The sequence below is a fragment of the Parahaliea maris genome, from assembly GCF_008064665.1.
Classification (GTDB): domain Bacteria; phylum Pseudomonadota; class Gammaproteobacteria; order Pseudomonadales; family Halieaceae; genus Parahaliea; species Parahaliea maris.
The window spans coordinates 406,862-426,292 of record NZ_VRZA01000003.1 but is presented as its reverse complement, the minus strand read 5'-3'; the positions used below and the strand labels follow the sequence as shown (position 1 = coordinate 426,292).

Annotated in this window: 16 protein-coding genes; 4 read left to right on the top strand and 12 right to left on the bottom strand. The window is 62.3% G+C overall.

Annotated features, from left to right (window positions below; genetic code table 11):
* Positions 1-62: 62 nt before the first annotated feature.
* A complete protein-coding gene (locus tag FV139_RS10320; protein ID WP_148068350.1) occupies positions 63-2,939 on the top strand; it encodes a S8 family peptidase in 2,877 nt (958 codons plus the stop codon).
* A 65-nt stretch (positions 2,940-3,004) separates the two neighbouring features.
* On the opposite strand, the gene FV139_RS10315 is transcribed toward FV139_RS10320, so the two are convergent.
* Positions 3,005-3,448, bottom strand: coding sequence for a hypothetical protein (locus tag FV139_RS10315; protein WP_148068349.1), 444 nt, complete (start codon positions 3,446-3,448; stop codon positions 3,005-3,007).
* Positions 3,449-3,508: 60 nt separating this feature from the next.
* Between FV139_RS10315 and FV139_RS10310 the strand changes: the two genes are divergently transcribed.
* Entirely contained in the window at positions 3,509-4,618 is a 1,110-nt protein-coding gene (locus tag FV139_RS10310) for a PQQ-dependent sugar dehydrogenase (RefSeq protein WP_148068348.1), read from the top strand.
* Between the two features lie 24 nt (positions 4,619-4,642).
* On the opposite strand, the gene FV139_RS21050 is transcribed toward FV139_RS10310, so the two are convergent.
* The 8 genes from FV139_RS21050 to FV139_RS10270 form a co-directional block, all read right to left on the bottom strand.
* Positions 4,643-5,344 (bottom strand): hypothetical protein, encoded by a 702-nt coding sequence (locus FV139_RS21050; RefSeq protein ID WP_187276479.1) that lies wholly within the window; start codon positions 5,342-5,344, stop codon positions 4,643-4,645.
* Positions 5,345-5,441: 97 nt separating this feature from the next.
* Positions 5,442-6,782, bottom strand: a complete 1,341-nt coding sequence (locus FV139_RS10300) for a sigma-54 interaction domain-containing protein (RefSeq protein ID WP_148068347.1) — start codon at positions 6,780-6,782, stop codon at positions 5,442-5,444.
* 40 nt (positions 6,783-6,822) lie between these two features.
* Positions 6,823-7,260 carry an OsmC family protein gene (locus tag FV139_RS10295; RefSeq protein ID WP_148068346.1) on the bottom strand — a complete coding sequence of 146 codons (438 nt, stop codon included), beginning with the start codon at positions 7,258-7,260 and terminating at the stop codon, positions 6,823-6,825.
* Between the two features lie 3 nt (positions 7,261-7,263).
* Positions 7,264-9,024 carry a SulP family inorganic anion transporter gene (locus FV139_RS10290; protein ID WP_187276478.1) on the bottom strand — a complete coding sequence of 587 codons (1,761 nt, stop codon included), beginning with the start codon at positions 9,022-9,024 and terminating at the stop codon, positions 7,264-7,266.
* A gap of 10 nt (positions 9,025-9,034) precedes the next feature.
* The gene (locus FV139_RS10285; RefSeq protein ID WP_148068344.1) at positions 9,035-10,708 is read right to left on the bottom strand and encodes a bifunctional protein tyrosine phosphatase family protein/NAD(P)/FAD-dependent oxidoreductase; all 1,674 of its coding nucleotides are present in this window, start codon (positions 10,706-10,708) and stop codon (positions 9,035-9,037) included.
* A gap of 19 nt (positions 10,709-10,727) precedes the next feature.
* Complete coding sequence (locus FV139_RS10280; RefSeq protein ID WP_148068343.1) at positions 10,728-11,624, bottom strand: MBL fold metallo-hydrolase; 897 nt, start codon at positions 11,622-11,624, stop codon at positions 10,728-10,730.
* Between the two features lie 18 nt (positions 11,625-11,642).
* Positions 11,643-12,632 (bottom strand): cytochrome d ubiquinol oxidase subunit II, encoded by a 990-nt coding sequence (locus FV139_RS10275; protein WP_148068342.1) that lies wholly within the window; start codon positions 12,630-12,632, stop codon positions 11,643-11,645.
* 1 nt (position 12,633) lies between these two features.
* Positions 12,634-13,986: a cytochrome ubiquinol oxidase subunit I gene (locus FV139_RS10270; RefSeq protein ID WP_148068341.1), complete on the bottom strand. Its 1,353-nt coding sequence runs from the start codon at positions 13,984-13,986 to the stop codon at positions 12,634-12,636.
* Positions 13,987-14,410: 424 nt separating this feature from the next.
* On the opposite strand from FV139_RS10270, the gene FV139_RS10265 reads away from it, so the two are divergent.
* Positions 14,411-15,256, top strand: coding sequence for a hypothetical protein (locus FV139_RS10265; RefSeq protein WP_148068340.1), 846 nt, complete (start codon positions 14,411-14,413; stop codon positions 15,254-15,256).
* A 90-nt stretch (positions 15,257-15,346) separates the two neighbouring features.
* Here the strand turns inward: FV139_RS10265 and FV139_RS10260 are convergent, their stop codons facing one another.
* From FV139_RS10260 to FV139_RS10250, 3 genes are read right to left on the bottom strand one after another with little or no spacing between them, the layout of a single operon-like run.
* Positions 15,347-16,864: a parallel beta-helix domain-containing protein gene (locus tag FV139_RS10260; protein ID WP_148068339.1), complete on the bottom strand. Its 1,518-nt coding sequence runs from the start codon at positions 16,862-16,864 to the stop codon at positions 15,347-15,349.
* Positions 16,857-18,068 (bottom strand): cytochrome-c peroxidase, encoded by a 1,212-nt coding sequence (locus FV139_RS10255; RefSeq protein ID WP_407946814.1) that lies wholly within the window; start codon positions 18,066-18,068, stop codon positions 16,857-16,859. Before FV139_RS10255 ends, FV139_RS10260 begins: the two co-directional genes overlap by 8 nt.
* Positions 18,065-18,703 (bottom strand): c-type cytochrome, encoded by a 639-nt coding sequence (locus FV139_RS10250; protein ID WP_148068338.1) that lies wholly within the window; start codon positions 18,701-18,703, stop codon positions 18,065-18,067. Before FV139_RS10250 ends, FV139_RS10255 begins: the two co-directional genes overlap by 4 nt.
* Before the next feature lie 243 nt (positions 18,704-18,946).
* Between FV139_RS10250 and FV139_RS10245 the strand changes: the two genes are divergently transcribed.
* Complete coding sequence (locus tag FV139_RS10245; protein ID WP_148068337.1) at positions 18,947-19,342, top strand: zf-TFIIB domain-containing protein; 396 nt, start codon at positions 18,947-18,949, stop codon at positions 19,340-19,342.
* The last annotated feature ends 89 nt before the right edge of the window (positions 19,343-19,431 follow it).

Below are 19,431 nucleotides of genomic sequence, written 5' to 3'. Positions count from 1 at the left end.
GTTCGGAACGCCTCTCTCGCGATTTCTGCTATGGTTGCAGCATTATCCCCGCGGACCCGGCGATGACCATCAACCCCCGCACATTGCCTGCGCTACTCCTGCCGTTGCTGCTGATCGCCTGTGGCGGCGGTGGTGGAGGGAGCGGAGGGGGCGGAGGCAGTTCCACCCCCGCCGCCAATCAGTCCCCGCAGGCGATCGCCAGCGCGCCGACCACGGTGACAGCAGACACCCCGGTGGAACTCGACGGCAGCGACAGTCGTGACCCCGACGGCAGCATCACCACCTGGAGCTGGGAGCAGGTGACCGGCCCCATCGTGAGCCTGAGTGGCGAGGACACACCCACTGCCAGCTTTATCGCGCCACCGGTGGGTGATTCCACCGTCTTCAGCTTTACCCTGACCGTCACCGATAACGATGGTGCTACGGCCAGCGCCAGCGTAACCATCAGCGTCGAGCCCGCTGCCGGAACGGCCCGCTTCAGCCTCTCGGGAACCCTCCTTGCCTCGCCAAACCAGACGGTCGACAGTGACGTCAACAACCCCGACACCCCCTACCGCAGTAACGACTCCCTGGCCGAGCGACAGGCCATCGACAACCCGGTGACACTTGGGGGCTACGTCAACCAGCCCGGCACCGGCGCGGAAGGTCGCTCTTTCGCAAACGGGGATGTCGATGACTATTTCGGTGTCGACCTGCTTGCCGGGCAGGTCGTCAGCCTGCTGGTGGCGGACAGCTCGGAAACGGGCGCCGACGCCGACCTCTACCTCTACAACAGTGCCGGGGAAATCGTCGACTTCTCGGTGGACACCCAAAGCCTGGAGCAGGTCTCGGTGCCGGAGGATGGCCGCTACGCGGTCAACGTATTCGCCTATAACGATGCCACCAATTACATCCTGAGCATCGGTAATCCGGGCGATATCAGTGCAACCGAATCCCGGCGCACCGACTTTATCCCCGGCGAAGCCATCGTCAGTTACCGGGAAGCCGCAGACCGCCGCCTGGGGCCGGACCTCGACAGTGAGGACCTGGCCTGGAGGATGGGCATGCGCCAGCGCGCCGGCGGCGCCGGGCGCCCGCGCCTGCTGGCGATGGAGCCCGCTGCAACGAGCACCACCCTGAGCCTGGGAAGCGCCGCCAGTCGCGCCGCGCAATTCGCCGATCCGGAAGCGAAGATGCGCTGGCAAACGCTGATGGCGATCAAGCGACTCATGCAAGACCCCGAAGTGGCTGCGGCCAGCCCCAACTATCGCCTGCGGCCGCTGCTGATCACCAACGACCCGGCGCTCTCTTACCAGTGGCACTATCCGCTGATCCAGCTGCCAGGCGCCTGGGATATCAGCACGGGAAGTGCCAATGTAACTGTGGCTGTGGTGGATACCGGCATCCTGCGACACCACCCCGACTTCGACGGGCAATTGCTCCAGGGTTACGACTTTATCCGCGACCCGGTTCGCGCGGGCGATGGCAACGGCATCGACCTTGAGCCCGACGATCCCGGCAACCGCGCCGAGCCAGCCAACAGCAGCTATCACGGCAGTCATGTGGCCGGCACGGTGGCCGCTGCCGGCAACAACCACACCGGCGTGGCCGGGGCTGCCTTCGGGGTTCGGGTGATGCCTCTGCGCGCCCTCGCCGACGATGGCGGCACCAGCTATGACGTGCTGCAGGCGGTGCGCTACGCCGCCGGCCTGGACAACGACTCCGGCACTTTGCCGACACGCCCGGCAGACGTCATCAACCTGAGCATCGGCGGTGAGGGCTTCAGCAGTATTGCCCAGAATTTGTACCGCCAGGTGCGCGCCAACGGTACGGTGGTAGTAGCAGCGGCAGGTAACGAGGCCTCTACGGCTCCCTCCTATCCTGCGGCCTACGACGCGGTAATCTCGGTGGGCGCCGTGGACCCGCGCAAGCAACTGGCGCCCTACAGCAACCGCGGCCCGCTGATCGATCTCACCGCGCCGGGGGGCGACAGCAGCCTGGATGTGGGCGGTGACGGCTATCCGGACGGTGTCCTGAGCACCGGCGCCACCGGTCGTGGAAGTTCTCTCGATTACGGGTATACCTTTATCAGCGGCACCTCCATGGCGGCGCCCCATGTCAGTGCGGTGATCGCTTTGATGAAGTCAGTCAATCCGAACCTCAGCCCGGACGCCATCGCCCAGCTGTTACGTGAGGGGCGTCTGACTGATGACCTCGGCGCCCCCGGTCGGGATGACAGCTTTGGTTACGGGCTGATCAACGCCTACCGCGCGGTCACCGCGGCACTCGAGGTGGGTGGGGGCAGTGACGGCGGCCAGAGCCAGCTCAGCACCTCCGCCAGTAATTTCAGCTTCGGCAGCAGCGTGCAGGAACTGGATGTCACCCTGCGGGCGAGTGGAGACCAGGACCTGCAAATTCTCGAGAGCAGCAGTTCTGACACCTGGCTGAGCATGGAGCCGCAGGATATCGATGGGCGGGGCCTCGGCCGCTACACCCTGCGAGTCGATCGCACCGGACTCGATACAGGTGTGTACACCGCGACCCTGACGATTCGCTCTACCGCCAACACCCTGCAGTTGCGGGCACAGATGGCGGTGGGCAGCAGTGGCGATACCGACCTGGGCACTCTCTACCTCCTGCTGTATCACCGCGCCAGCTCGGCCGTGGTCGATCAGGCCGCGCTACAGGTGGTCGAGGGAAGCTATCGTTATCGCTTCGAGGCTGTCAGCGAGGGGGAATATGAGCTGTACGCAGGCACCGATGCCGACAACGACCTGGTCATCTGCGATCCGGGGGAAGCCTGCGGGGCGTGGCTCACGGTAGAGCAGCCGGCCACAGTGATTCTGGATCGCGATCTCGAAGGCGTCGACTTCCCGGTCGACTTCCTGGTCTACCTGCCGGGAACCCAGGCTGCGGACAGCGCGCCGCGCCAACAGCCCGTGCTGCAGCGCACTCCCTGAGCGGAGTCCGGTTACTGCGCTGAGCGCGCTGTCCGGCAGTCAAAGGCCGCTTGAATTGGAGCGGTCTAACCGGGCCTGTCAGCAGGGGGCGCGGTGAGCAGTGCAAAAAACCAGCCTCCTACCGCGCCCGCCAGACACTGTCCCGCCAGTCCCATCGCGCTACGCGCTGCGGCAACCGGGCTGATATGCAGGACCAGCTGCAGCGTTATGTGCAACACCAGCACCGCCACTGCACCAGCCAGGCTATACCAGAGCAGACGGCCTCCGCCCACCAGGCGGATGACCCCCGCCGCGACAACAAACGCGACAAGTAGCGCTACCGCGAGCAGGACAAGGTATGTGCTGGTCATCCCCAGCAAGTCGTGCCAGGTGGCCTGTACCTGTACCGTCGCACTTACGGCAACGCCCATGTCCCGCAAACTATCCATCACCGACGCGGTTGCCAGCACCACCGCCAGTATGTAGGTCAGGATCAGGGCCGGGAAGTAGGCCTTCAATGCACGGAGCATGTGGAATCTCCACCGGGGTTCGAGCCTATAATGGCGCGAAGTTCATTGCGGGGAAAGCCCATGGCATTGCAACCCTTCCGACGTCTGGCAGGCAGCCTGCTCCTGGCCTGTATCAGTACCGTGGCGAGCGCCGCGGATTATCGCCTGGAAACGGTCAGTGAGGGGCTGACCTTCCCCTGGTCAGTGGTACAGCTGCCGGACGGCGACTTTCTGGTCAGCGAACGTGGCGGCCGCCTGCTGCGCGTACCGTCCTCCGGCGGCGAAGGCAGGGCGCTGGCGGGAACACCGCCAACCTACGTCGCCGGACAGGGCGGTTATTTCGACGTCCGACTGCACCCGGACTACCCGGACAATCACCTGGTTTACCTGTCCTTTGCCGAGGGAGACCCGGGCGACAACGGCACCGCCGTCATTCGCGGCGTACTCGGCTCTGCGGGCCTGGAACAGGTCGAGCAGGTACTCCGGGTGGCAGATCGCAAGGACACCCCACAGCATTACGCCGGGCGTATGCTGTTTCTCCCCGATGGCAGCCTGCTGGTGGTGACCGGCGACGGCTTCGATTATCGCGAGGCAGCCCAGGACAGGGACAGCGAACTGGGCAAGGTACTGCGCATACTGGATGATGGCGGCACACCGCAGGACAATCCCGGCGTGTCTTCCAGCCGACCAAAAGTCTGGACCATGGGACACCGCAACGCACAGGGGCTGGCACTGGATGCCGACACAGGTCGCGTTTACCTGCACGAACACGGCCCCCGGGGCGGCGATGAACTCAACGAGTTGGAGCCAGGCAACAACTACGGCTGGCCAGTCATTACCTACGGCATCGACTACAGCGGCGCTTACGTCAGCCCCTATACGGAGCTGCAGGGAATGGTCCAGCCGCTGTATTACTGGGTACCGAGTATCGCCCCTTCCGGCATGGCGTGGTACGGCGGCGACAAATTCCCCGAGTGGCACGGCGACCTGTTCATCGGTGCCCTGGTCGACCGGGAGGTCCGCCACCTGCAACTCAGCGATGGCAAGGTGGTATCGGAACGCCCCCTGTTCTCGGAACTGGGGGAGCGGATCCGGGACGTGTACAGCGCCCCGGACGGCTATCTCTACCTGTTAACCGATAGCGAAGCAGGAAAGCTGATTCGAGTGGTGCCCGTGAACGAGCCGCGCTAACGCGACTCGCTCCCCGCACTCAACTTAGCCCTGTTTTTCGGGGGCGGCCTTCCGTGGGGCGGCCTTCCGTGGGGCGGCCTTCCGCGGGGCGGCTTTCTTTTTCCCGGCCTTTTTCCTGGCAGGTGCTTTTTTAGCTGCCGCCTTTTTCTTCACTGCAGCTTTTTTCTTCGGTGCGGCCTTTTTCTTCGCTGCGGCCTTTTTCTTCGGTGCGGCTTTCTTTCTGGTTGCCGCCTTTTTCTTCGCGGCAGCCTTCTTCACCGGCGCTTTTTTGCTGGCGGCCTTCTTCCTTGCGGGAGTCTTTTTGGTCGCGGTGCGTTTGGTTTTGGCTTTTGCTGCGGCCTTTTCCACCATCGCGGCAGCGCGTTCTGCCGCCTGGGCCTTGCGCGCCTCCAGTGCAGCATCTGCCTGCATGGGCATCAGCTTCTCCGCGGCCTCAAATGCGGACTTGGCAATACTCGCGACCGCCTCCGCCAGTTCCTGCACCTGCTTCACCAGCTCGTCGACCCTCTTCTGGTTGGCCAGGGTCATCTTGCTGCGCAGCGCAGTCCGGGCTTTCTTGAGACGTTCGTTGGCGGTGGTCTGCTTTTTGCGCGCGGCGGCCAGATCTTTTTTCGCCCTGGCGTGAACCTTCTCGGTTTCCGCCAGCAACTTCCTGCGCAACTGCTCTACTTTCTTATTGGCCTCTTCGGCCATTTTGGTGGCCTGAGCCAGTTCCTTTTCCAGCATGAGATCGCACTCCGTAAATGGACGGGTACCGCTATTGCAGTTTAGCGCCAATCTCGAAAGGTGTAATGCAATTCTTCCGCTGCAGGTGAGTGCTCGCTCAGTCCTGTTCCGGGAGTGCATCCAGCTTGCGGTACAGGGAGCGCAGGCTGATGCCGGCAATTTCTGCCACACGGCTTTTATCGTTGCCGTGCGCGGCCATCAGGGTCTGGAGATAGCGTGCTTCCGCAGTTTTGAGATCAACCCAGTCCGCTGCAGCCGGTGATGCGGACACCCGGGCCTGCGCGGTATCGCTATCCAGCAGCGCCTCGGCGATAACTTTGCGGTCCAGCAGGTTGGTATCGGACATCACCAGGGCGCGCTGCAGCAAGTTGCGCAACTCACGGATGTTACCCCGATAGCGCTGCTGGCAGAGCAGCTGGACAGCGGACTCGGTCAAGCGGTATTTCTTGCCCTTGCCCAGGCGCTTCAGTAACAACTGGGCCAGCTGCGGGATATCCTGTCGGCGTTCTTCCAACGACGCCATGTGGATGGGGAATACGTTGATCCGGTAGTAAAGGTCGCTGCGAAATGAGCCCTCCTCCACCATTGCCGGCAGATCGCGATGGGTGGCACAGACCAGGCGAAAGTCCGACGCCTGCAAGTCCGTGCTGCCGACACGCCGAAACGTGCCTGTCTCCAGTAGACGCAACAATTTGACCTGCAGATGAAGGGGCACATCGCCGATTTCATCGAGGAACAGGGTGCCGCCATCGGCCAGCTCCACCAGCCCCTTTCGCGATGAGTGGGCCCCCGTAAAGGCCCCTTTGACATGGCCGAACAGCTCACTCTCAAACAGGGTGTCGGTGAGGCCGGAACACTCCAGGGTGACCAGCGCGTGATGCTTACGGGCGCTGGCCATGTGAATCGCTCGCGCCGCCAGCTCTTTGCCCGTTCCCGACTCCCCCAGCAGCAGTACCGAGGCATCCGTGGGGCCCACCCGGGTAATCCGTGCAAGCATCCGGTGGTAAGCGGCAGAGCTACCCACCATTTCCACGTCGCCCAGGGAACCACTGGCCAGCGGTACCGGTTTCAGCAGCTCTACAAAAAACTGGAGCTGTTGCCGGGCATCGTAGATGGGGAGCATTTCCACATCGACGTGCTCGCGGCCGCGGGGCGTCTCGTGTACGTGCAGCACACGCTCCTTGTGCCCGGAAGACGTAGCGGCGGCCAGCGGGCAGGCCTCTCCCGCCTGGTCACAGGGTACATCGTAGCCGTGAGATACGCGAAAGCAGTGGTGTGCCTGTTCCGGCTCCAGTTCCAGCTCGCCAAAGGCCTCGCGATAGGCGGTATTGGTCGCGAGAATCCGGTAATCGGACGCCACCAGAATTGCCGGGCAGTCAAAACCCTCCAGCATGTGGCCGAGGGCGGTGGCGTTCAATGAATCGGTGGCAATGAGCATCCGCCTAGTTTACGTGCTGGCGACCTGCTGACAACGTGTGTCAGTCACTCTCCTCCACGGTGCACGCCAGCGCGACCTCACAGGTCATTGAATTGGTAATCAGGCAGCCCGCCTCCGCCTTGTGCAGGAGACGCTCCGCCTGCTCCACCGGACCACCCTGAGGTATTCGCAGGCTGACCACCAACTCCACGCGGGTGAAGCGCGTGACCCGATCGACCCTCTCCAGCACGCCCTCGGCCGCACAGTCCAGGGAAACCCAGTCCAGCCGCGATGCACGCGCCACCGCGCGGAAGGTCAGCACGAAACAGTCCGCCACTGCGCCCACCAGCAGCGACTCCGGCGACCACAGGTCACCCGGGCCGCCGAATTCCGCCGGCGGTGCGGTGGCCATGTCATCGAGCCCCTCACTGCAAAGTACAACATTGCCTGAATCACCGGCTCTGGCGGTAACCCGGTAGTGGTGTGGCAATTCCTGCATGGTTCAAATCTCCCAGTTAAGTACCGATTGATCCCGCTCGTCTTCCAGCTCTCGCGTCAGACGACTCACGGCATCGTGATGTGAAAGAAATACGCGGCCACTCAACGCCTGCAGAAAATGCGTGCTGCGCAGCAGGTCCATGACCGGCCCCTTGACCTCTGAGAGGTGAAGGGAGACGCCGCGATCGGCCAGCTGTTCATTGATGGACTCCAGCACTTCCAGCGCGCTCAGGTCGATCTCGTTGATGGCTGCACACAGCAGCACCACGTGGCGCAACTCCGGCAGGCTATCCACCCGGGCCATGAGCCTGTCTTCCACGTAGCTGGCATTGGCAAAATACAGACTCTCGTCGATTCGTACCTGCAGCAGGTCCGACCGCTTGAGTACCTCGTGACGATCGACATTGCGGTAATGGCCCGTACCCGGCACCTCACCGATGACCGCCATATGCGGCCGGGAGCTGCGGTACAGGTGCATACCCAGTGACACCAGCACTCCGCAGGCCACACCGGCCTCGACGCCCAGCAGCAGTGTCACCAGCAGGGTCATACTGACCGCCGCAAAATCGGCTGTGTTGTAGTTCCACGCACGCCGAATAATGGAAAAGTCCACCAGTGACAGCACCGCAACGATAATGGTAGCCGCCAGGGTAGCTGTAGGCAGCCACGCCAGGTACGGTGTAAAAAACAGGGCAGCCAGGCCTATACCGACTGCCGTCAGCAGTCCCGCCGCCGGCGTTTCCGCACCGGCATCAAAGTTCACCACCGAGCGGGCAAAACCGCCCGTGACCGGGTAACCGCCAGAAACGGAGGCGGCCAGGTTGGCAGCACCCAGGCCGATAAGCTCCTGATCGGGGTCGATCTTCTGCCGCCGTTTTGCCGCGAGGGTATGCCCCACCGACACCGATTCAACAAAGCCGATCAGGGAGATCAACAGGGCCGACACCCACAGCTCGCGCCAGGGCAGGCCTGCCACGGCGGGCAGTGAAAGTGCCGGCAGCCCCGCGGGGACGTCACCCACCAGGGCTACGCCCTGTTCATCGAGTTTCAGCCAGTAAGCCAGCAGGCTGGTCGCGATCACCCCGAACACCGGCCCCGCACGGCACAGTACCTTGGCAGGCAGAGCCGGCATCTTCATCCGCTCCAGCAGCCCCGGCAGGCCGAGCCGGGTCCAGAACAGGAAAGCCAGCACGCCACCCCCGACGAGGAAGGTCGGCATGTTGAGCTGCCCCAGGCCGCGCAGCAGGTCCGGTACCAGCGACAACACGGTGTCGCCATGGGCCTGTATACCGAAGATGTGTTTCAGCTGGCTCAGCGCAATGACCAGGCCCGAAGCCGTGATAAAGCCAGAAATGACCGGGTGAGAGAGAAAATTGGCAAAGAAGCCCAGCCGCAACACGCCCATCAGCAACAGCATCAGGCCGGACATCAGGGCCAGCAGTACCGCAATGGCCAGGTAGGCCTCGCTACCCGGTGCCGCCAGTTCTCCAATCGCCGAGGCCGTCATCAGCGAGACAACGGCGACCGGCCCAACCGAGAGGGTACGGCTGGTACCCAGCAGGGCATAGGCCGCCAGCGGCAGCATACTGGCGTACAAGCCCACCTGCGGCGGCAACCCGGCCAGCAGGGCGTAGGCCAGCGACTGGGGGATCAGCATGATGGTAACGATAACCGCCGCCACGGAGTCGTTCAGCAGTGTTTCCCGGCTGTAGTGACGTGCCCAAACCAGGGGCGGCAGGAATTTTGCCAGGCGAATGTTCGACACCTCCAAGCAATCAGCCCTCGGTGATGACTGGCTTCGCCAGCCATTCACGGCCGCGCAGCATGGCCCGCCAGTAAATAGGCGGCAGCATCCACTCCTTGAGATACCAGGCCATCCGGCTCGGCTCGGTACCGTTGATCAGCCAGCGGGGCATAATGGGCAGCAGCTTACCGCCATAGCCAAATTCTGCCAGTACGATTCGCCCCCGCTCCACCGTCAGCGGGCAGGAACCATAGCCGTTGTAGTTGGCGATACCAGATGCGGCGCCAAGGGCGTGCAGGACATTGTTGGCAACCACCGGTGCCTGCATACGTGCAGCGGCAGCGGTCTTGGCGTTTGATGCATTCATCGCATCCCCCAGGGACCAGATATCCTCATAGCGCTTGTGCTGCAGCGTGAACTGGTCGACGTCCACCCAGCCTGCGTCATCCGCAAGGGGGCTGGCGCGCACGAAGTCCGGTGCAATCTGCGGCGGCACCACGTGAATCATATCAAAGGTACGCTCTACCACTTCTACCTCGCCTTCCGAGGTAGTCCTCCGGAACCAGGCGGTTTTCCTTTCGCCGTCCACGCGAAACAGCTCGTGCTGGAAGTTCAGCGCTGCGCCATAACGTTCGACATAGCGCATGAGGGCCGGCACATACTCGGGTACCCCGAACAGCACCGCGCCTGCGTTATAAAACTCCACATCGATACGATTCAGGCGCTGCTGCCGCCGCCAGTAATCCGCCGAGAGATAAAGCGCTTTCTGCGGAGCCCCCGCACACTTGATGGGCATCGGAGGCTGGGTAAACAGGGCCCGGCCGCTATTCAGCTCCTGTACCAGCTTCCAGGTATAGGGCGCCAGGTCATAGCGGTAATTGGATGTCACGCCATTGCGCCCCAGCGTCTCGACGAGACCTTCCACACCCTCCCAGTTCAGCTTGAGCCCGGGCGCGACCACCAGCTGGCGATACTGGACCAGACGACACCCTTCCAGTACAACCGACTTATGCTCTGGATCAAAGGCCGCGACGGCCGCCTTGATCCAGTCGACACCGGAAGGAATGAGCGAACCCATGGTGCGTGCGGTTTTCGCGGGCTTGAAAATCCCCGCACCGACAAAGGTCCAGCCAGGCTGGTAGTAGTGCACATCGGCGGGGTCGATAATGGCGACCGACAGCCCCTTGTCCCGTTCTCGCAGACTCGCGGCACAGGCGATACCCGCCGCGCCACCGCCCACGATCACCACGTCGTAGCGGGTCAATACCATCTCGCCCGGACTCACGCCACTGTGGGCGACGCGGGCGGCCACACCGGTCATGTCGTAGCCCGCCTGCCGGGCCCGCAGCAGGATCCTTTCGAGGGAGAGGTCACTGCCACCCCGGGACAGCGCCCACAGGGTGGTTGAGCGCATGCCGGTACGGCAGTAGGCGTGGACCGGGCCCGACGCCTCGCGCAACAGGGCGCCGAACTGCGTCGCTTGTTCATCGGTGACGGCTCCGCTGGTCACCGGCAGGTAATGTGCGGCCATACCGAGTGCCTGGGCCTCGCGCTCGATCTCGGCGAAGTTGGGCTGGTCGGAACCCTCGCCATCGGGCCGGTTACAGATGATGTCGCGCACACCCTGGTCGGCCAGCGCCGCCAGGTCCAGGGGTAACAGCTGCCCGGATACGGTCAGCCCGCTATCGAGTTCTTTCATGTCCATGGTCTTCTCCTCCCTCGCGTCACAGTACGTTCAGGGGTAATTTCAGGTAGACGGTGCCGTTGTCCTCGCCCTCTGGCAGGTGTCCCGCGCGCATATTTACCTGCAGGGACGGCAGGATCAGGCGCGGCATGCCGAGGGTGGCATCCCGCGCTTCGCGCATGGCGACGAAATTGTCTTCGCTGATGCCGCCTCCCACATGGATATTTTCCCGCCGTTCTGCGACCACCGTGGTTTCGAACTCGACAGCCCGCCCATCCGGCATGTAGTCATGACACATCAACAGGCGCACGCTGTCGGGCAGCGACAGGACACGCTTGATCGACTGGTACAGCGTGCGGGCATCCCCTCCGGGAAAATCGGCCCGGGCCGTGCCGCCGTCGGGCATGAAGAGAGTGTCTCCCACAAAGGCTGCATCCCCCATCACGTGCGTCATGCACGCAGGGGTGTGCCCCGGCGTGTGCATCGCGTGGCACTCCATGTTGCCGACGAAGTATGAGTCACCATCGGCAAACAGGCGATCAAACTGCGAACCATCGCGCTGAAACCCGGTGCCGGCGTTGAATATCTTGCCGAAAGTCTCCTGCACCGTGACGATATGTTCGCCTATACCGATGAGTCCGCCCAGCTGCTCCTGGATATAGGGCGCGGCGGAGAGATGGTCGGCGTGGACATGGGTTTCGATCAGCCATTGCAGCTCGAGACCTTCACGCTGGATATAGGCGATGATCTTGTCGGCACCCTCGTAGCTCAGGCGGCCGGCGGCGTAGTCGATCTCCATCACCGAATCCACCACGGCGCAGGCGCTGGAGCCCGGATCCCTGACTACGTAGGAAAAGGTATTGGTGTCCTCGTCGAAGAAGGCCAGGACTTCCGGCCGACAATCGAGATTCACCTCAAAGTTAAACGGCTTGCTCATGGCGTCACCTCGGTCGTATCAGTGGTAGGTCAATTCGGTCACCCGGCCGTGGAAGACCCGGTAGACATAAACGGTATAGAACAGGATCAGCGGCAGGGTGATCACCACACCCACCAGGGTAAACTGCAGTGACGCGACGGATGCCGAGGCCTCCCATATGGTCATCCGGCCAATCACGATATCGGGAAATACGCTGTAGGCCAGCCCCAGCGAGGCCATCACGCAGATCGCCACACAGGCGGCGAAAGGCACCCAGGGCAGCGCCCGCAGCCGGCCGATTCGCGCGAGGTGATAGGCCATGATCACGAATGCCAGGGCACACACCAGCGGAATTGGCACCAGGTAGAACAGATTGGGCAGGCTGAACCATTTGTCGGCGATACGCTCACTGACCAGCGGTGTGGCAATGGAGACCAACAACAGCCCCAGCCCCATGGGCAGCAGCGACAACCGGGCCCAGCGAGTGGCTTTTTCCAGCAGTTCGCCCTCCGCCTTCATCAACAGCCAGCTGCTGCCCAGCAGCAGGTACAGCGCCGGCAGGGTCAGGGCGATCAGGGCGGAGAAAAGGAGGCCCAACGTACCGCCCTGCAGGCCTGTCACGTAAGACCCCAGCATCCACCCCTGTGCCAGCGCCGCCACCAGTGAGCCGCCGAAGAATGCGCGATTCCACAGCGTGCGCCGGTGATCGCCGGCCTTCACCCTCAGGTCAAACGCCACACCGCGCAGGATCAAGCCGAACAGCATGATCGTCACTGGCAGGTACAGGGCGGTCAGCACCACACCATGGGCTGCCGGGAAGGCGATCAGCAGGACGCCCACCCCCAGCACAATCCAGGTTTCGTTGGCATCCCAGAACGGGCCGATCGATGCAATCATCAGATCTTTCTCCGACTCGTCGGCGAAGGGCAGCAGCATGCCCACGCCCAGGTCATAGCCATCCAGGACCACATAGATGAGCAGCGCGAGGCCCATGGCAGCAACATAGATAACAGGCAGCCAATATTCCATCTCACGCCCCTCCCGCTACGGCAGCCAACTCACCCACCGCGATAGTGCGCTGAGACTCGGCCGGCTTACTGGACAGGTTGCGTACCGCGCCGATGTAGGCGGCCAGCAACAACACATATAGCATTACATAGCCAAACAGGGTGCCCGAGAGGGTCGCGCTACTGTGGTCTGCCGCCACATCCTGAACCGTCAGCAAGCCTTCGACAATCCACGGCTGGCGGCCGATCTCGGTGACATACCAGCCCGCCAGTACCGCCAGCCAGCCGGAGAACGTCATCAGGGACAGAACCCGGAGCAACGGCCGGCCCGGCTCCCGCCGACGCAACAGTACAGCGGCCGCCCACCAGGCGCTGACCAGCATGGCCATGCCGATCCCGAGCATCACACGAAAGGCCCAGAAAACCGGTGCCACCGGGGGATGCTGCCCCGCAAAGTCATTGAGACCCTGTACCTCGCCGTCGACCCGGTGGGTAAGGATCAGGCTCGCAGCATAGGGGATTTCCACGGCCAGGCGATTGCTGCGGCTGGCCTCGTCCGGCAATGCCACCAGCGTGAACGGGGCCCCCGCTTCGGTGTCCCAGATCGCCTCCATTGCCGCCACCTTGGCCGGCTGGTGAGCGAGGGTATTGAGCCCGTGCAAATCGCCAGAGAGGATCTGCAGTGGCGCCACCACGGCCGCCAGCAGCACACCGGTTTTGAGCACCTTGCGGGTGCCGGGGCCACCGAGCCCGCGCAGCATGCGCAGGGCACTGAGCCCGGCTATCAGGAAGGCGGTGGTCAACAGCGAGGCCAGCAGCATGTGCACCAGGCGGTAGGGGAATGAGGGATTAAAGATCACCGCCCACCAGCTTTCGACCATGAACACGCCATCTTCGATGCGATAACCGGCCGGCGTCTGCATCCAGGAATTCAGGCTGAGGATCCAGAAGGCCGACAGCGTGGTCCCGAACGCCACCAGGAAACTGGCAAGGAGGTGCATGCGATTGGATACGCGGTCCTTGCCGAACAGCATGATCCCGAGAAAGGACGCCTCGAGGAAGAATGCGGTCAGTACCTCGTAGCCAAGCAAGGGCCCGGCAATGTTGCCCGCTCTCTCCATAAAGCCGGGCCAGTTGGTACCGAACTGGAAACTCATGGTGATACCGGAGACGACGCCCATGGCGAAGGTAAGGGCGAAGACTTTCACCCAGAAGATGTAGGCGTGCTCCCAGTCACGGTTGGCGGTGCGGGTGAACTGCCAGCGAAAATAGAGCAATACCCAAGCCAGGCCAATCGATATGGCGGGAAACAGGATATGAAAACTGATATTGGCGGCAAACTGGATACGCGCCAATACAACGGGATCGATGTCCACAGGACTTCCTTCTTTGCCATGCAATGCCCAACCGCGGGCAACCACGCGCCGCAGATGACGACGCAATCAACAATCACCAGGTGAATAGCAATGGCTGTGCCAACCCTGAACAACAGGCACAAATAAGGATTATCCCATTGTTTTTATTATGTTTTTACATTCCAACAATCACAGCACCGCAAGCCAACCACCTTGCATTCCTGCCATATTCGTCAGCGAATTGTCATTTATGACAACACCAATTCCACCTCACCCAGCCCTTCCGCGCAAAGCGGGAAGCCACAACTCACCCCACCATTGCCCGATGCCAACACCCGTTTTTGAGGTACACTCGTCCCGGAATGGCAGCAGGATTCCGGCCCGAACACCTGCTCCAGCTCCAGCGGTACTGTAGAAACCAAAGATAACCGGGAGAATACAGGGGATGTTCCAGACCAGTCTCAGCAAGCCCTTTGCTACCGCGCTCACGCTAAGCTTCACGCTGACCACCCTGCTACCGGCAACGTCGCTGGCAGAGTCGCTGCATCCCAGCCTCGACGACCGGCACACCTTCCTGGCCGGAGCCTACTTCCAGGAGTCCGACCCCAGCATTGGCGCACGACGCAATGGACAAGCGGGCCGGAACGTCAAACTCGACGACCTGGGGGCCGATAGCGACTATGTCAGCTGGCTCGCCGGGTATCGCTGGCGCTTTGGCGAACGCTGGTCGCTGGCCCTCAATGCCAATGTCTTCAAAGCCGATGGCCGGGACAGCGTGGAACGCAGCTTTGAATTCAACGGGCAGACATTCGAAGCGGGCGCCAGCCTGAGCTCGGAACTCAACCTGAACGCCTACATCGCGGACGTTATGTACAGCGTGTACAAATCCGAGCGGGCCGAACTACAGGTAGGGGGCGGTATTCACGCCTTTGACTACGAAATAAAGTTCACTGGTGAGCTGAACGTCGACGACGCCTCGATACTGCGCACCTCCACCACCGACGACCTGCTCGCCCCACTGCCCAACCTGCGCCTGCACGGCATTTATGCGTTCTCCCCCCGCTGGGCCGTTTACGGTACGTTTGGCTGGCTATCGGCGAATATTGACGCCTGGGACGGACGCTACCTCTACGCCAACGTGGCCACCGACTACCGGCTAACCAAACGCCTGGCCGTAGGACTGGGCTACCAGGCCGTATCCGTGGAGATAACGCACGAGGGTGGCCATGTGGAATCCAGCCTGGATATCACCTACCAGGGACCCACACTCTACATGAGCTACGCGTTCTAGAGAGTTGCAGGCGGCGCTCGAAGACCGCCCTTGCCAGGATAGAAGCAGCTTGCGGCACACCGTTCAGGGCATGCCGCAATCCCGCAATGACTACTTGCTGACCTGCAGCATGAATTCCGCCGCGGCCTTCAGGCTTTCATCGTCGAGATGGGACTGGGGCGGCATCTCCGGGTAGTCCTCACGCTTTTTCACCGGGTTTTTGGCGTAGGCCACAATGCCGTCGGGGTTGTCCATGTAAAGCGCCTGGAGAATCTGCGTCGGCGGTCCGATCATGCGGGAATTGTAGGCGTGGCAACCGGCGCAGATGCCGTAGTACACCAGCTTGCCAGTTTCCATATGCTCCTTGTTGCGGGGCGGCACGCGCTCCGGCAGGGTGTAGCTCGCCACGTTCATGGTGGTGTCGAATTCACACTCGGTGTACTTGCCAAGGCCAATGGTGCGGAAGCGCTCCGGGTTGAGTATGCAGCCGTCTTCCATACCCACCGTGTCCACGATGTCCGGCCCGGTGGTTTCCAGCATGGCGGCCAGGATCGCGCGCACGGCCGGCGCCGGGTTCTCGCCGTTGCTGTGCATGATGTTATTCAGAATCACCGGACGGTTCGGGTTGGGCTCCGAATCCGGGTCGTTGGCGGCGCTGCTGGCGAGATCAAAATTGGTGAAGGTAATACCCACCGAGTCATTGCCGGAGATGATGTTGCCCTCGATCACGACATCGTCGCAGGCCATCACCAGCACGCCGGTACCGGGCGGGATGTTGGACACCAGCGACCCCGGAATAGCGAAGTTCTCGTGGTTGTTGTTCACCACGAAGTTATTGCGAATGATCACGTCACCGCAGCTCTTGATGGGCAGGCCGGGCGTAATGAAGGCCAGGATGCCGCCGGTGTTGTCATAGACGTAGTTGTTCTCCACCAGCGCCTTGCGACTGTTCTCGATCTCGATACCGGCCACACTCTCGAACACCTCGTTGTGCACAACATCCACGTTGTCGGACATACCGACGTAAATTGCAGCATCCTCGATACCGGAGAGGATGTTGTGGGACACGATGCCGTTCTTGCCCAGCTGGGGGAAGATACCGTACACCCCGGTATCCACCACGATGTTGTTGCGGATGATGAAGTTGTTGCCCGCCTGACCCATCACCCCGTTGCCCTTGTAATGGGTGATGTAGAAGTTCTCTACGGTGACGCCGTTGCCCGAGTACAGGATGGCGTCGTTGCGCACCCCCTCACCTTCCAGCACCGCGTACTTGCCTTTCTCGATCACACCGGAGAGCGTGATGTTGTCCTTGTCGATGTAGACCGTTTCCTTGTAGGTGCCGGGCATTACCTTGATCACGGCGCCAGGGCTGGCGGCGGCAACCGCCTCCTGAATGGACTCACCGTCCTTGACCACTATCAGTTCGCCCGAGGTGGGGGTCTCCCAGTTGCGCGCGCCCGCATCAGTCGCAGCAGCGGCAACCTCCTCAGCGCCACCGGACGTGAAAGCCGCCTTCGGTTCGCTGTTGACTTTGATGACCGTGGGCGCTGGCGCCCGCGACTGACCCAGGTAGAAACCCCCCGCCAACAAGGCGAGGGCCCCCACTGTCACTACCAGCTTATTCATTGTTGTGCTCTCCACTTGTCAGCTCGCCCCCGCGAGCATTACTACGGTGTACGGGTGCCAGGCCTGAAGGCAGCAATTCGGGCTCCCGCGGTTTGAAACTCTCGTCCGTCAGGGTCTTCATGAAATCCACCAGCCGGTCCAGTTCAGTGTCACTGAGATTGGGCTCCCAGATATGCCAGTGGATCTTCAGGTCTTCGCCCTCGGGCACGGCGTGGCCACGCCCCAGGGTGTAGAACTCCGCCGCCTCTTTCAGGGACGCGAAGCGGCCCGAGTGCATGTAGGGTGCGGTCAGTTCGATGTTGCGCAGTGATGGCACCTTGAAACCGCCGCGCTGGGTCGGGTCGCCAACCGCCCCGGCACCGGGATCAAAGGGCATACCTTCCGGCTCGGGTGTCCCCAGCACCGCCACCTGCTGGTTGGTAAACAGCGGCGGCGTGTGACACTCGGCGCAGCGCGCCACAAAGGAGCGGAAGATATTCAGGCCCTCTTTTTCGTTCTCGGACAGGGCGTCGGCGTAGCCATGGGCGTACTGGTCGTAGCGACTATTGAGGGAGACCAGTGAGCTTTCGAAGGCCGCCAGTGCCGTATACACCTGATCCAGGCCGATGCCTTCACCGGCTATATCCACGGCCGGAAAAGCAACGCCGAAAAGCTCGAGATAGGCAGCACTGGCATTCAGGTCGGCGAGCATCCTGACCGGATCATTGGCCATTTCAGCCGGGTGGTACAGAGGGCCCTGCACCTGTTCTTCCAGGGTGCTGGCCCGGGCATCCCAGAAAAAGCTTTTCAGGAACGCCACATTCCACAGACTCGGCGCCGAACGCGTGAGCTGCTGTCCGTTGTGGCCGATACTGCGACCAAGGCCATCGGCGAAGCCCTTGTCCGGCTGGTGGCAACTGGCGCACGACTGGCTCCCGCCCGCCGACAGCAATGGATCAAAGAACAGGTAGCGGCCGAGGTCAATCTGCTGGGGGCTGAACCCGTCCCGGTATTCCGGCAGCCCGGTCTTGAGGCCACCAACGCCGGCATCCTGGAGCGAGGGGTACATCTGGTACAGGCTGCGCAGCTCGCAGTGACCTGTGTTCAGCTCAAAGCCCGGCGGGCAGTCATTGTTCAGCTGGATACGTCCACCGGCGCCGGCGGCGGGCCACGCAACGCTGGCACCCAGTGCCAGCAACATTGCCATCAGGCGCAGGGGTTTCACTCCGACGCTTCCGCCTGCGACTGAATAAAGGCGATCACGTCGGCCAGGGCCTGCTCCGACGGCAGCACCGCCGCCATGGCCCGCATCTGCCGGCCGGTACGATCACCCGCTACTGCACCGCGGCTACCGTCCCGGAAAGCCTTGAGTTGAGCCATCAGGTACCAGTCGTCACTGCCGGCAAGGGCCGGGGAGTTCAGCGCCACATTGCCCTCGGCAGTGGGCCCGTGGCAGGCGCCACAGAACTGGTTGTAGTAGTCCGCCCCCATGGCCACATCGCCTTCTACAGTACCCTCAGGCACCGCACTGTCGAGTGAGGCAATATAGAAGGCGACGTCCAGCAAAGCCTGCTCGTCGGGCAGGGTGGCAGCCATCGGAGCCATCTGCCGGGCCTGCACGGATGCCCCCTCAGCGCCGCGCAGTCCGCTGCGGAATTTCCCCAGCTGCTCTACCAGGTACACTTCCCGCAGGTGGTTGAGTCGCGGTGCCTGCAGGGCAACATTGCCACCGGCGTCGGCACCGTGACAGGTGGCACAGGTGGCGTACAAAGCCTTGCCGCGCTCGAGGTCGGCTTCCGCCAGGGCCGGCCGGGCCACCAGGACCAGAGCGCCCAGCAGGCCGGGAATTAACCAGCGCATGATTTTCTCCCATCTTTAATTGGTACTATCGTACCAGTTGATTTGCCAATGATACCACTCCCGATGAAACGTAGCTGAATTTCCACGCCACACCGGCCCCGGCCTACGCGGCAATGTAACGCCACTGCAAATGGGTTCGCACTGGGGCCGCGGAGAGCGGGACAAACGCATATGGCTGAGCTAGACTCGGGAGTGCCGGGGTAGAGCCCCGACTCGATGTCAATTTTTTTCCGGGGAATCCAGATGGAATACAACCCAGAGGTACACAGCATCAAGTGTCCAAAGTGTGGACACGGCATGGAAGAAGTAGGCTACGGCGGCGTCACCATCGATCGCTGTACCAACTGTCAGGGTCTGTGGTTCGATACGGGCGAGGCAGATGAACTGAAAGCGAAGTGGATGGGAGACGCCCTGGATACCGGGAAACCGGACGAAGGCAAGAAGTGGGATACCGTGGAAGACATAGCCTGTCCGCGTTGCGGCAAGGATATGGAGAAAGCCTCTGACCCCAAGCAGACTCACATCTGGTACGAGGTCTGCGACGAGCACGGCATGTTCATGGATGCCGGCGAGTTCACCGACTACAAGCACGAAACGCTGGCCGACCGCTTTCGCAGCCTGATCAAGGGCTCACGCTGACGCCTGGGGTGGATGGCGCTTACGCCATCCACTCGCCTATCCAGGGCAACCCCGGCAAACCCCGGCAAACCCCGGGAGAGCCCAGTGCA

What these genes read in the sequence shown, in the direction of transcription:
- FV139_RS10295 (WP_148068346.1), bottom strand. Translation starts at nt 7,260, where the DNA reads ATGCAGGAATTGCCACACCACTACCGGGTTACCGCCAGAGCCGGTGAT.
- FV139_RS10245 (WP_148068337.1), top strand. Translation starts at nt 18,947, where the DNA reads ATGGAATACAACCCAGAGGTACACAGCATCAAGTGTCCAAAGTGTGGA.
- FV139_RS10285 (WP_148068344.1), bottom strand. Translation starts at nt 10,708, where the DNA reads ATGGACATGAAAGAACTCGATAGCGGGCTGACCGTATCCGGGCAGCTG.
- FV139_RS10315 (WP_148068349.1), bottom strand. Translation starts at nt 3,448, where the DNA reads ATGCTCCGTGCATTGAAGGCCTACTTCCCGGCCCTGATCCTGACCTAC.
- FV139_RS10280 (WP_148068343.1), bottom strand. Translation starts at nt 11,624, where the DNA reads ATGAGCAAGCCGTTTAACTTTGAGGTGAATCTCGATTGTCGGCCGGAA.
- FV139_RS21050 (WP_187276479.1), bottom strand. Translation starts at nt 5,344, where the DNA reads ATGCTGGAAAAGGAACTGGCTCAGGCCACCAAAATGGCCGAAGAGGCC.
- FV139_RS10320 (WP_148068350.1), top strand. Translation starts at nt 63, where the DNA reads ATGACCATCAACCCCCGCACATTGCCTGCGCTACTCCTGCCGTTGCTG.
- FV139_RS10300 (WP_148068347.1), bottom strand. Translation starts at nt 6,782, where the DNA reads ATGCTCATTGCCACCGATTCATTGAACGCCACCGCCCTCGGCCACATG.
- FV139_RS10310 (WP_148068348.1), top strand. Translation starts at nt 3,509, where the DNA reads ATGGCATTGCAACCCTTCCGACGTCTGGCAGGCAGCCTGCTCCTGGCC.
- FV139_RS10260 (WP_148068339.1), bottom strand. Translation starts at nt 16,864, where the DNA reads ATGAATAAGCTGGTAGTGACAGTGGGGGCCCTCGCCTTGTTGGCGGGG.
- FV139_RS10250 (WP_148068338.1), bottom strand. Translation starts at nt 18,703, where the DNA reads ATGCGCTGGTTAATTCCCGGCCTGCTGGGCGCTCTGGTCCTGGTGGCC.
- FV139_RS10265 (WP_148068340.1), top strand. Translation starts at nt 14,411, where the DNA reads ATGTTCCAGACCAGTCTCAGCAAGCCCTTTGCTACCGCGCTCACGCTA.
- FV139_RS10275 (WP_148068342.1), bottom strand. Translation starts at nt 12,632, where the DNA reads ATGGAATATTGGCTGCCTGTTATCTATGTTGCTGCCATGGGCCTCGCG.